11 protein-coding genes are annotated in these 12,530 nt (G+C 64.4%); 5 read left to right on the top strand and 6 right to left on the bottom strand.

All coding sequences use genetic code 11. The annotated features are described in order from the left end of the window. Nucleotide 1 precedes the first annotated feature (1 nt). The 6 genes from NCS00_RS22275 to NCS00_RS22250 form a co-directional block, all read right to left on the bottom strand. A complete protein-coding gene (locus NCS00_RS22275) occupies nucleotides 2-1,021 on the bottom strand; it encodes an NAD(P)H-quinone oxidoreductase (RefSeq protein WP_008348200.1) in 1,020 nt (339 codons plus the stop codon). Then, on the bottom strand, nucleotides 1,018-1,554 hold the full coding sequence (locus tag NCS00_RS22270) for a 2,4'-dihydroxyacetophenone dioxygenase family protein (protein ID WP_008348198.1): 537 nt from the start codon (nucleotides 1,552-1,554) through the stop codon (nucleotides 1,018-1,020). Before NCS00_RS22270 ends, NCS00_RS22275 begins: the two co-directional genes overlap by 4 nt. Nucleotides 1,555-1,602: 48 nt before the next feature. Beyond that, entirely contained in the window at nucleotides 1,603-2,307 is a 705-nt protein-coding gene (locus NCS00_RS22265; RefSeq protein ID WP_008348196.1) for an ABC transporter ATP-binding protein, read from the bottom strand. Next, nucleotides 2,291-4,075, bottom strand: coding sequence for a branched-chain amino acid ABC transporter ATP-binding protein/permease (locus NCS00_RS22260; RefSeq protein WP_008348195.1), 1,785 nt, complete (start codon nucleotides 4,073-4,075; stop codon nucleotides 2,291-2,293). The genes NCS00_RS22265 and NCS00_RS22260 overlap by 17 nt, the downstream gene beginning before the upstream one ends. Before the next feature lie 18 nt (nucleotides 4,076-4,093). Next, complete coding sequence (locus tag NCS00_RS22255; RefSeq protein ID WP_034470891.1) at nucleotides 4,094-4,966, bottom strand: branched-chain amino acid ABC transporter permease; 873 nt, start codon at nucleotides 4,964-4,966, stop codon at nucleotides 4,094-4,096. A gap of 83 nt (nucleotides 4,967-5,049) precedes the next feature. Further along, entirely contained in the window at nucleotides 5,050-6,267 is a 1,218-nt protein-coding gene (locus tag NCS00_RS22250; protein ID WP_175980990.1) for an ABC transporter substrate-binding protein, read from the bottom strand. Nucleotides 6,268-6,557: 290 nt separating this feature from the next. On the opposite strand from NCS00_RS22250, the gene deoC reads away from it, so the two are divergent. The 5 genes from deoC to NCS00_RS22225 are packed head-to-tail and all read left to right on the top strand — an operon-like array spanning nucleotide 6,558 to nucleotide 12,494. Beyond that, nucleotides 6,558-7,565 carry a deoxyribose-phosphate aldolase gene (gene deoC / locus NCS00_RS22245; protein WP_250436587.1) on the top strand — a complete coding sequence of 336 codons (1,008 nt, stop codon included), beginning with the start codon at nucleotides 6,558-6,560 and terminating at the stop codon, nucleotides 7,563-7,565. A gap of 26 nt (nucleotides 7,566-7,591) precedes the next feature. Beyond that, nucleotides 7,592-9,982 carry an aldehyde dehydrogenase family protein gene (locus NCS00_RS22240; RefSeq protein ID WP_250441000.1) on the top strand — a complete coding sequence of 797 codons (2,391 nt, stop codon included), beginning with the start codon at nucleotides 7,592-7,594 and terminating at the stop codon, nucleotides 9,980-9,982. Nucleotides 9,983-10,042: 60 nt separating this feature from the next. Continuing rightward, a complete protein-coding gene (locus NCS00_RS22235) occupies nucleotides 10,043-10,525 on the top strand; it encodes an RbsD/FucU family protein (RefSeq protein ID WP_008348185.1) in 483 nt (160 codons plus the stop codon). Further along, nucleotides 10,522-11,454, top strand: coding sequence for a ribokinase (gene rbsK, locus NCS00_RS22230; RefSeq protein WP_008348182.1), 933 nt, complete (start codon nucleotides 10,522-10,524; stop codon nucleotides 11,452-11,454). The genes NCS00_RS22235 and rbsK overlap by 4 nt, the downstream gene beginning before the upstream one ends. Next, complete coding sequence (locus NCS00_RS22225) at nucleotides 11,451-12,494, top strand: ABC transporter permease (RefSeq protein WP_008348180.1); 1,044 nt, start codon at nucleotides 11,451-11,453, stop codon at nucleotides 12,492-12,494. Before rbsK ends, NCS00_RS22225 begins: the two co-directional genes overlap by 4 nt. Nucleotides 12,495-12,530: the final 36 nt, after the last annotated feature.

The following is a 12,530-nucleotide window of genomic DNA, read 5'->3' as shown; positions in this document are numbered from 1 at the left end:
GTTATTGGTCTCCCACTTTTAGCATGATTTTGCCGATATGCCTGCTCGACTCCATCAGCGCGTGCGCGGCCGCGACGTCGGCGAGCGGCAGCACGCGATGAATCACGGGCAGCGCGCGGCCCGCTTCGAGCAGCGGCCAGACGTGCGCGTGCAGCGCTTTCGCGATCGCCGCTTTCTGTTCGATGCCGCGCGCGCGCAGAGTCGATCCGGTAAAGGTGAGACGGCGCAGCATGATCGGCATGGCATCCAGTTCGATGCGGCTGCCTTCGAGAAACGCGATCTGCACGAGCCGGCCTTCGAGCGCGAGCGCGCGGATATTGCGCGCGATGTAGTCGCCGCCGACCATGTCGAGGATGATGTCGACGCCTTTTCCATCGGTGAGAGTCGCGATGGCATCGACGAAATCTTCGTCGCGATAGTTGATCGTATGATCCGCGCCCGCTTCGCGACAGGCCTGCGCTTTTTCCGCATTGCCGACGGTCGTGATGACGCGCGCGCCGAATGCGTGCGCGAGCTGGATCGCCGTCAGTCCGATGCCGCTCGATCCGCCGTGCACGAGAAACGTTTCGCCCGCCTGCAGGCGGCCGCGCTCGAACACGTTGGTCCAGACGGTGAAGTACGTTTCGGGCAAGGCCGCGGCCTGCAGCAGCGTGAAACCTTTCGGCAGCGGCAGACAATGCGATGCATCCGTGATGCAGTATTGCGCGTAGCCGCCGCCGGGCACGAGCGCGCAGACTTCATCGCCGGCGCGCCATTGCGTGACCTCCGCGCCCGTCGCGACGATGCGCCCCGACACCTCGAGTCCCAGATGCGGCGATGCGCCCGGCGGCGGCGGATACGAACCCGAGCGTTGCAGCACGTCGGGACGGTTCACGCCTGCGTAGGCGACTTCGATCAGCACGTCGTTCGGGCCGGGCGAGGGCAGCGGTCCCTGCGCGAGCCGCATGCAGTCGGGCGCGCCGCCCGCGCCGTGATCGACGTATTGCATCGATGCGGGAAGAGTGGATGTCATGGCGTTCATCGGATGATGGATTCGATGTAATCGGCGGGCAGACCGATCGACGCATAGTGCCGGCGCGCCGCCTCGATCTTCGTGAAGACGTCTTCGTAACCCTGCGCGACGCCTTGCGGATCGACATAGGTATAGCCGCCCGTGACATGGAACCAGGTAATCATCTCGGGCACGTCTTCGGGCACGAAGAGCGTGTGCGTTTCGCCCGCGGGCTCGAACGCATAGCCGCCTTGCTCCGCGACCCAGTCGTGTTCGAGGTAGTACCAGCGGCCCTTGAGCACCATCGCATGAACGGCGCCGCTATGACGATGCCGCGAGATCACGCCGCTGCGGCGCACGCGCAGCAGATTCACGTAATAGCCCTGGCTCGCGTTGAGAATGAGCGGCTTGAACGACACGGTTTCGGTCGCGGGCACCCACAGGTTGTCGTCTTCGAGCCAGTCGGTCATGACGCCGCCGTGCACGAGATCCTTCGACATGTACGGCACTTGCGGCAACTGATAGGCGATGACTTGTTCGTCGGGTTTCACTTCGGTTTGCATGAGTTTTAATCTCCGTGGTTTCTGGATGCGATGCGCCGGTTCGCTGAATCAATGACCGAGATAGGCGCGCCGCACGTGGGGACTATCGAGCAATTCTGCGCCCGTTCCGGAAAGCGCGATGGCGCCGTTTTCGAGCACGTATCCGCGGTTCGCGAGCTTGAGCGTGTGGAACACGTTCTGTTCGACGAGCAGCACCGTCACGCCGCGCGCCGCGACCGTGCCGACGACTTCGAACATCTGCTCGACGAGCAAGGGCGAAAGACCGAGCGACGGTTCGTCGAAGATCAGGAGCTTCGGCGCGGACATCATGCCGCGCGCGATGGCGACCATCTGCTGCTCGCCGCCCGATAGCGATCCGGCAAGTTGCGTGAGACGCTCGCGCACGCGCGGAAAGAGTTCGAGCACTTCGTCCATGCGTTCGCGCCGCGCGCTTCGTGCGGCGTGACGAAACGCGCCCATCAGCAGGTTCTCTTCGACGCTCAGGAACGGGAAGAGCTGACGGCCTTCGGGAATCATCGTGACGCCCATCGCGACGATGTCGTGCGAGGACTTGCCGACGAGTTCCTGTCCCTGAAACGTGATGCTGCCGCCGCGCGCCGCGACGATTCCGCATAGCGTCTTCAGCGTCGTGGTCTTGCCCGCGCCGTTCGCGCCGACGAGCGTGACGATCTCGCCTTCCTGCACATCGAGCGAGACGCCGCGCAGAACTTCGCTCTTGCCGTAGCCGGCCGAGACGTTATGCAGCTTGAGCATCGAGATACCCCTTGCCGAGATAGGCCTGAATCACCTCAGGATCGTTGACGACATCGGACGGCTTGCCTTCCTTCAGCATGCGCCCGGCATTGATGACGATGATGCGGTCCGACAGCGCCATCGTCGCCTGCATCATGTGCTCGATCATCAGCACGGCGATTCCTGAATCGCGGATGCGCCGCACCATGTTGATCGCGCGCGCGATGTCGGCGGGATTGAGACCGGCCATCACTTCGTCGAGCAGAAGCGCGCGCGGGCGCGTGGCGAGCGCGCGCGCCACTTCGAGACGCTTCATGCCGCCGACCGTGAGGCTGCGCGCTTCGGTATCGAGCAAGGACGTGAGATCGGTGATCTCCGCGACTTCGCGTGCGATCGATTCCGCTTCGACGCGGACCCGCGTATGCATGAACGCGCCGAGCATGATGTTCTCCAGCACCGAGAGACCCGCGAACGGCTGCGCGATCTGGAACGTACGGCCGACGCCGTCCTTCGCGAACGCATCGGGCGTGCGCGGTTCGGCCCAGGTGCCATCGGCGAGGCGAATCTTCACGATGCCTTCGTTCGGCCGGATGAAGCCCGAAAGCTGATTGAAGACCGTCGTCTTGCCCGCGCCGTTCGGGCCGATCACACCGAGAATCTCGCCGGCGTGCAGCGTGAGGGAAACATCGTCGGTCGCGACGAGTCCGCCGAAGCGCTTCTTCAGATGCTCCGCGACGAGCAGCGGCGTGCCGAGCGGCAACGCATCGGCGGGCGCGATCGACTTCGCCCGTGCGGGCGGCGGCGTGCGCGCGCCGGGCAGACGGTCGATGAAGCGCAGCACGAAGCCGCCCAGATGCCCGACGAGTCCGCGCGGAATGAACAGCACGACGAGCACCAACACGACACCGTAGACGAAGCCGTGCGTGCCGCTGCCGAACGAGCTGAGCCAGCCGCGCGCAAGCTCGGCGATCGGCAGCACGAGGACGGTGCCCGCGAGCGGCCCGGCGACGCTGCCGAGTCCGCCGATCAGCGCGAACATCGCGATCTGCACCGACAGTTCCAGCGAGAACGCCGCGGACGGATCGATGAAGGTGAGATACATCGCGTGGAAAGAGCCGATGAGACTCGTCAGCACCGCCGAGATCACCGCCGCGCCGATCTTCACCTTCACCGCGTTCACGCCGACCGCGCGCGCCGCATCTTCACGTTCGCGCACGGCGATCAGGTAGAAGCCGAAGCGCGAGCGGCGGATGAGCCACGCGGCCCACAACGTCACCAGAAGAAAGCCGAACGCGATCAGCAGATACGCCCACTTTTCGCGGAACACCATCCATTGCAGGCCGATGTTGAGCGGCACGTTCAGGCCCGCCGAGCCGCCCGTCCAGCTTTCCTCGTGCACCGTGAGCAGGCGGCACACTTCGAGGAACGCGATCGTGGCGAGCGCGAAGAACGGTCCGCGCAGACGCAGCGTCGGATACGCGATGACGATCGCCGCCATCGCCGAGATCACCGCGCCCGCGAACATGCCGAGCCACGGCGTGATGCCGAAGTTGATGACGAGCAGCGTCGCCGCGTACGAGCCGATGCCGTAGAACACCGCGTGTCCGAGCGACAACTGCCCGGCGAATCCGCCGACGATATTCCACGCCGTCGCGAGCGCGCCGAAGATGCACACGAGCACGGCCAGGTGAAACGCGAACGGCGATTGCAGCGCGAACGGCACGGCGAGCAGCGCGACGAGCGCCAGCGCGCCCATGTAGCCGCGCGGATGCAGGAGATTGGGAAACATCGAATGCCTCGCTGAACGTTATTCGGAGCCGCGTCCGAGACCGAAGAGACCGGTCGGGCGCACCACGAGAATCACGAGGAAGATCGCGAAGTAGACGACTTCCTTCATGTCGGGCGAGATGTAGTAGCCCGCGAGACTGTCGATGAGCCCGATCACGATCGAGCCGACGAGCGCGCCCGGCAAGCTGCCGAGACCGCCCAGCACGACGATGACGAACGCGGTCAGCACGAAGTACTGGCCGACGGTCGGGAACACCGGATACTGCGCGACCAGCAAGCCCGACGCGAGCCCGACCAGCGCCGCGCCGATGCCGAACGCGAGCACGTACGTCGTCTTCACGTTGACGCCCATCAGCGAGGCCGCGTAGCGATGCTGCGCCACCGCGCGAAACGCGCGACCTGTGTAGGTGCGTTGCAGGAACAGATGCAGCCCGCCCGCGACCGCGAGCGCGGCGGCAAACGTGATCAGTTGCCCGCTCACGATGTTGATGTCGCCGAACTGCAGATGCTCGGTGCCGAAGCTCACATCGACGGGATGCACGTCCGCGCCGAAGATCATCAGCGCGAGATTCACGAGCGCGGTCGACACGCCGACGGTCGCGAAAATCTGAATGTGCGCGTCGGCGGAAAGCAGCGGCTGGATGATGAAGCGCTGGATCAGCACGCCGAATGCGAAGAGCAGCAGCGCGACCGGCACCGCCGACACATACGGATGCCAGCCGAGCTTCGCGGCGAGCAGCCAGACGGCGTACATGCCGACCATCAGCAGCTCGCCGTGCGCGAAGTTGACCACGCGCACGACGCCGAAGATCAGCGTGAGGCCGATGCTGATGATCGCGTACGCGCCGCCCAGCAACAGGCCGTTGACCAGAAGTTGCAGAAGAATGGACATGCTCGTTTCCTGGACACCGCGCAGCGCGTGTCACGCGCCGCACGGTTCGAGTGAAAGAGAAATGCGGGTGAACAGCGGCGGTTTTACTGCGCCGCGACGGGCTTCGCGATCGCGACCGCTTCCGGATAGACGGTGACGAGCTTGCCGCCTTGCCACTGCATCACGTTGGTGGTCGCGAGCTGGTTCTGGCCGTTGTCGGCGAACTGGAAGCCCCAGCCAGCGGCGGTCGTGCCCGTCGGCTTCTTGTAGGCGAGCACGGCGGCGCGGATCTTGTCCTTGTCGGTGGATTTCGCGTTGGCGAGCACATCGAGGAACGCTTTCGCGCCGACATAGTTCACGAGGCTATGGCCCGAGCGCGGCGCCATGCCGAAGTGCTTCTGATATTCGGCGGTGAATGTTTCGAGGCCGGGTGCGCCTTTCTCGTTCATCGCGACTTGCGGGAAGTCGATGTCATATACGCCGTTCATTTGCGCGCCGACGGCCTTGGCCGTATCCGAGAGCGAGTAGCCGCCGCCCGCGCCGATGACCGCCTTCGGCTTGAAGCCGGCCTGCGCGGCCTGGCGGAAGAACAGGATCGAGTCGTTCTGATACGAGGTCTGCAACACGATATCGACGTCCGCGCCCTTCAGACGCAGAATCAGCGACGACAGATCGACGCTCTTCGCCGAATACGGCAGCACCTGCACGACGTTCAGACCGAGCTTCTTCGCGCCTTCCTTCTGAAAGCCGGAGACGAGCGTGCCGTACGGCCCGTCTTCCGCGATGATCGCGATCTTCAGCGTCTTCGGATCCGCCTTGAGTTGCGGCGCGACGACCTTGGTCAGCGCTTCGAGCGTGCCGTCCGCGAAGGTCTTCGTGGTCGAGTTGCTGCGATACAGATACTTGAAGCCGCGGCTCGTGATGGTGTCCGCCGTCGCGCCGAGTTCGAAGAACGGCACGCCCGCGAGCTCGGTCACTTGCGTCGCCGCCGACGACACCGCCGACGAATAACTTCCGAACACCGCCGACACGTTTTCCACCGACGTCAGACGCCGCGCTTCGCCGACGGCCTGATTGGCATCGACGGCATCGGCCTTGACGAGCACCACTTTCTCGCCGTTAATGCCGCCCGCCGCGTTGCGCTCGTCGACGGCGAGTTGCACGCCGCGATAGCTTTCGTCGCCGAGCAGCGCGAGTCCGCCGCTGAAGGGGAAGAGCGCGCCGATCTTGATGTCGGCGGCGTGCGCGGCAGTGAGACTCGATGCTGCGACGCACGCGGCGGCGAGCGCGCGCAGGACAGTGCGGGGAAAGTGCGAGGACATGCGGTGTCTCCTTGTATCGTTCGAAATTGAAGCGCTTCAAATCGAAAGCAAGAAAGTTCGGTCGCGTTGCCGAATTTGCTCTGTTTGGGTTGATCGATTGGATTTGAAGCGCTTCAAGTTTGCGTCGATGAACGCAAAGACGTCAACCGAGGGTTTGCACGGAAGAGTGAGACTCGGCGCGGTCGTCTCCGAACTTTCCCTATGTCACGATCCTAACAAGAATGCTATAAACTGAGATCAATCTATCAAAAACTGTTGTGCGTCGCACAAGACGCTGGCATACCGATCTCATGCTGGAAACTGCATCGAAGTCCATCGTCGCGTGGCCCGGCAAGGCCCAGGTTCACGCCAGCGCGCGCAATCCCGGCGTGCCGTTCGATCTCGCCTGGCTCGACGGCCTGCGCGTGAATCAGTCGGCGGTGACGCGCCGCGCGTCGACGCTCGGCACGCGCCGCGCGGTCAAGAAAGACGCGCAGGCGGCGTGGCTGCTCAAGGCCATCACCTGCATCGATCTCACGACGCTTTCCGGCGACGACACGCATGGCCGCGTCGAACGTCTCTGTGCGAAGGCGCGCCGTCCATTGCGCGACGATCTGCTCGACGCGCTCGGCATGCCGCCTCTGTCGATCAAAACCGGCGCGGTGTGCGTCTATCACCGTTACGTCAGGACGGCAGTGAACGCGCTCGAGGGCAGCGGCATTCCGGTCGCGGCCGTATCGACGGGCTTCCCCGCTGGCCTCAATCCGCACGAACTGAAGTTGCGCGAGATCGAAGCATCCGTGAGAGATGGCGCGTCCGAGATCGATATCGTCGTCACGCGCGAGCATGTGCTGACGGGTAACTGGAAAGCGCTCTACGACGAGATGCGCGATTTCCGCGCGGCATGCGGCGACGCGCACGTCAAGGCGATTCTCGCGACCGGCGATATCCGCACGCTGTCGAATGTCGCGAAGGCATCGATGATCTGCATGATGGCCGGCGCCGATTTCATCAAGACATCGACGGGCAAGGAAAGCGTCAACGCGACGCTCGACGTGTCGCTCGTGATGGTGCGGATGATCCGCGACTATCTCGCGCGCACGGGCGTCATGATCGGCTTCAAGCCGGCGGGCGGCGTGTCGACTGCGAAGTCGGTGCTCGAGTATCAGATCCTCATGAAGGAAGAGCTCGGGCGCGAATGGCTCGAAGCGGATCTGTTTCGCATCGGCGCATCGAGCCTGCTCGCGGATATCGAACGCCAGCTCGAACACCATGTGAGCGGACGTTATTCGTCGTTCAATCGCCATCCCGTCGCCTGATCCAACAGACTTCACTAAACAGCCTCATGAGCGTTGCCGAATACTTCTCTTCGATGGAATACGGACCCGCACCGGAAGACGATCGCGCCGCGCGCGCATGGCTCGATCAGCATGACGGGCGCTTCGGTCACTTCATCAACGGCGCATGGCGCGACAGCGACCACGCCGCGCGCTTCGACTCACGAGAACCCGCGACCGGCCGCGTGCTCGCATCGATCGCGCAAGGCACGGGAGCGGATGTCGATGCCGCTGTGCAAGCCGCGCACGATGCGCTCGAAGGCTGGCAAGCCATCGGCGGAGCGGGGCGCGCGCGTCATCTCTATGCGCTTTCGCGCATGGTGCAGCGGCACAGCCGTCTCTTCGCCGTGCTCGAATCGCTCGACAACGGCAAGCCGATCCGCGAGTCGCGCGATATCGATATACCCCTCGTAGCAAGGCATTTTCTGCATCACGCGGGATGGGCGCAACTGCAGGACAAGGAGTTCGCGGACTGGGCGCCGCTCGGCGTGATCGGCCAGATCGTGCCGTGGAATTTCCCGCTGCTGATGCTCGCGTGGAAGATCGCGCCGGCGCTCGCGCTCGGCAATACCGTCGTGCTGAAGCCCGCGGAATTCACGTCGTTGACGGCGTTGCTGTTCGCTGAATTGGCGCATCGCGCGGGCTTGCCGAAAGGCGTGCTCAACATCGTCACCGGCGATGGCAGCACGGGCGCGGCGCTCGTCGAACATCAACGCGTCGCGAAGATCGCATTCACGGGATCGACCGAAGTGGGCCGTCAGATCCGCGCGAGCACGGCGGGTTCGGGCAAGTCGCTCACGCTCGAACTCGGCGGCAAGTCGCCATTCATCGTGTTCGACGATGCCGATATCGACAGCGCCGTCGAAGGCGTTGTCGATGCGATCTGGTTCAATCAGGGACAAGTGTGTTGCGCGGGCTCGCGTCTGCTCGTGCAGGAAGGCATCGAAGCGCGCTTCGTCGAGAAGCTGAAGCGCCGCATGGATACGCTGCGCGTCGGCACGTCGCTGGATAAGGGCATCGACATGAGCGCGGTCGTCGACGACATTCAGCTCGAACGCATTCGCGCGCTCGTCGACAAGGGCGAGCGCGAAGGCTGCGAAGTCTATCGATCGCCGCGTGCCACGTTGCCCGAGAGCGGTGCATTCTTTCCGCCGACGCTCGTCACCAACGTCGCGCCCGCATCGACGCTCGCGCAGGAAGAGATCTTCGGGCCCGTGCTCGTGACGATGAGCTTCCGCACGCCGGAAGAAGCCGTTGCGCTCGCAAATAACACGCGCTACGGCCTTGCCGCGAGCGTGTGGAGCGAGAACATCAGCCGCGCGCTCGACGTCGCGCCGCGCCTGCAATGCGGCGTCGTGTGGATCAACGCGACCAATCTCTTCGATGCGGCCGTCGGCTTCGGCGGATATCGCGAGTCGGGCTTCGGACGCGAAGGCGGACGCGAGGGCATCTACGAATACCTGAAGCCGCGCGCATGGTCCAAGCTTCCGGTGCGCGGCGAAACGAAATCGTTGCAGGCGCAACCGGATTCGCTCGTCGATGCGCGCAATGTGAGTGCGCTCGATCGCACGGCGAAGCTCTTCATCGCCGGCAAGCAGGCGCGGCCCGACAGCGGTTATTCGCGGCTCGTGCATTCGCCCGCCGGTGAGATCGTCGGCGAAGTGGGCGAAGGCAATCGCAAGGACATACGCAATGCGGTCGCGGCCGCGCGCGGCATGACGAAATGGTCGTCGGCGAGCGCGCACAACCGCGCGCAAGTGCTGTACTACCTCGCGGAAAACCTGAGCGCACGCGCCGATGAATTCGCGAAGCAGCTCGTCACGCGCGCCGGTTCGAGCGAGCGCGATGCGAAGCGCGAAGTCGATGCATCGATCGCGCGGTTCTTCACGTATGCCGCTTGGGCCGACAAGTACGACGGCGCCGTGCATGCGCCCCCGCTGCATGGCGTCGCGCTGGCGATGCACGAAGCGCTGGGCGTGATCGGCATCGTGTGTCCCGATGAAGCGCCGTTGCTCGGGTTCGTGTCGCTCGTCGCGCCCGCGCTCGCGCTGGGCAATCGCGTGGTCGTCGTGCCGAGCGAGACGTGTCCGCTGATGGCGACGGACTTCTATCAGGTCGTCGAGACATCGGATGTGCCGGGCGGCGCGCTGAACATCGTCACCGGCGATGCGCGTTCGCTGGCGCAAACGCTCGCGCAACACGATGACGTCGATGCGCTCTGGTGCTTCCACGGCGCGGCGCTATCGGCGATGGTGGAGCGCGAGTCGATCGGCAATCTGAAGCGCACGTTCGTCGATCAGGGCCGCGTGTTCGACTGGCACGATGCCGCAAGCGAAGGGCTGCCTTTCCTTCGACAGGCGGTGCAAGTGAAGAACATCTGGGTGCCGTACGGAGACTGATCAAGGAATTGACTCGGCGCGATTCCGATACGGAACGCGCTCATGCATGGAGGAGACGCTGTGCTGAAGAACATCGATCCGCTCTTGAACGCCGATATCCTGTACGCGCTTGCCGCGATGGGCCACGGCGACGAAGTGGTGATCTGCGATGCCCATTTCCCCGCTGACTCTGTCGCGCGCAAAACGGTGCTCGGCCGCGTGCTGCGCATGGACGGCGTGAGCGCGCCGCGTGCGGTGCGCGCAGTGTTGTCGGTGCTGCCGCTCGATACGTTCGTCGACGATCCCGCGGGCCGCATGGAGATAGTTGGCGATGCAACTACCTTGCCCGCCGTGCAACGCGAAGCCCAACGCGAAGTGGACGATGCCGAAGGCCGCGCGCTGCCCTTCGCGCCGGTCGAACGCTTCGCGTTCTACGAGCGCGCGAAGAACGCATATTGCGTGATCGCGACGGGCGAAGCGCGCGGCTATGGCTGCTTCATCTTCAAGAAGGGCGTGCAACTCGCGCCGGATGCGCCCGAAGCCGCGCACGGAGGCACGCGATGAAAAGCGTCGTCATTCTCGGCATCTATGTGACGGACCTCGCGTTTCGCGCGCAACGCATGCCGCTGCTCGGCGAAACGGTCGCGGGTTCCGCGTTCCAGATGGGACCGGGCGGCAAGGGCTCGAATCAGGCGGTGGCCGCCGCACGCGCGGGCGCGGACGTGATCTTCTGCACCCGCATCGGCGCGGATGCGTTCGGCGATATCGCGCAGGCGACATGGAGCGCCGAAGGCATCACATCGCGCGCAACGGTAATGAACGATGTCGCGACGGGCGCCGCGCATATCTATGTCGATGAGAACACGGGCGGCAATGCGATCATCGTCGCGGCGGGCGCTGCGGGCACGCTCGCGCCCGAAGACGTCGATGCGATCGAAGACGATATCGCGCGTGCCGGCGTCTTCGTCACGCAGCTCGAACAACCGATTCCGGCCGCGCGCCGTGGACTCGAACTCGCGCGCAAACATGGCGTGACGACGGTGTTCAATCCCGCGCCCGCCTTGCCGCTGACGGACGATATCTATCCGCTTTGCGACTACATCACGCCGAACGAAACCGAAGCGCAGGCGCTCACCGGCATCGAGATCGCTTCGGCGGACGACGCACGCCGCGCCGCGAACGTACTGCTCCAAAAAGGCGCACGCGCCGTGATCGTCACGCTCGGCGAAGCGGGCGCGCTCTTGCATACGTCGAACGAATCGACGCTCGTGCCTGCTTTCGAATGCGGCCGCGTCGTCGAGACGGCGGGCGCGGGCGATGGCTTCACCGGCGGCTTCGCGGCGGCCCTCGCACGCGGCGAAAGCCCTGTGGATGCAGTGCGCTTCGGCTGCGCGCTCGCGAGCATTTCGGTGACGCGTCCGGGCACCGCGCCGTCGATGCCGCGTCTCGACGAAATCAACGCGCTGCTAGCGGAAAGGAGCGTCACGCAATGAAAGCGTCGAAGTGGCTCGCGGATCGCCAGTTCAACTTTCTGATCGGCGTGAACGTGCTCGTGGTGATCGTCGCAACGTGGATGTCGCACGGCCAGTTCCTCGACATCGACAATCTTCAGTCGATGGGCGGCCAGTTGCCCGAGCTCGGCCTGCTTGCGCTCGGCATCATGCTGTCGATGGTGTCGGGCAACGGCGGCATCGATCTGTCGGGCGTGGGCCTTGCGAATCTCTCCGGCATGGTCGCCGCGATGATGCTGCCGCATATGGTCTCCGCCGACGATTCGCCCGCGCTCTATACCGCGGTATTCGTATGCATCGTCATGGTGATGGGTGCGCTCGGCGGCTTGCTCAATGGCGTCGTCATCGCGAAGCTGAAGCTCACGCCGATTCTCTGCACGCTCGGCACGCAGTTGCTCTTCACCGGCATCGCGGTGGTGTTGAGCAACGGCGCATCCGTGCGCGTGGAATACGTCGATCCGCTGTCGAACATCGGCAACGGCACCTTCCTGCAAGTGCCTATTTCACTGTGGATCTTCATCGCCGCGGTTCTGCTGCTCGGCTGGATTCTGAAGCGTACGCCGTTCGGCCTGCGTCTCTATCTGATGGGCACGAACCCGAAGGCCGCGTTCTACGCGGGCATTCCGCGCGCGCGCATGCTGATTCTCACGTATGGGATGTGCGGCGTGCTCGCCTCGCTCGCGGGTCTCATCAGCGCGACGCATACGTCGAGCGCGAAGTGGGACTACGGCAATTCGTATCTGCTGATCGCGATCCTGATCGCGGTGATGGGCGGCGTGAATCCGGCGGGCGGTTATGGACGCATCGTCTGCGTGTTTCTCGCCGCGACCGTGTTGCAATTTCTGTCGAGCCTCTTCAATCTGCTCGGCGTATCGCAGTTTTTCGGCGATTGCGCGTGGGGCTTCCTGCTGCTCGCATCGCTTGCATTCGCGGGCGGCGATCGCGTGCGCGCGATCTTCGGCATCGGCGGAGCCGCGCCCAAGAGCAATGTTCCACCGCCGCCCGCATCGACCGGACGTTAGTGTTGCGTGTGATGTTCAAAGAGACCAATGGATAGA

The organism is Caballeronia sp. AZ1_KS37 (assembly GCF_023631165.1).
In the GTDB taxonomy this organism is placed as follows: domain Bacteria; phylum Pseudomonadota; class Gammaproteobacteria; order Burkholderiales; family Burkholderiaceae; genus Caballeronia; species Caballeronia zhejiangensis.
Note: the sequence above shows the minus strand (reverse complement) of the source record. Positions and strands in the feature narration are given on the sequence as shown.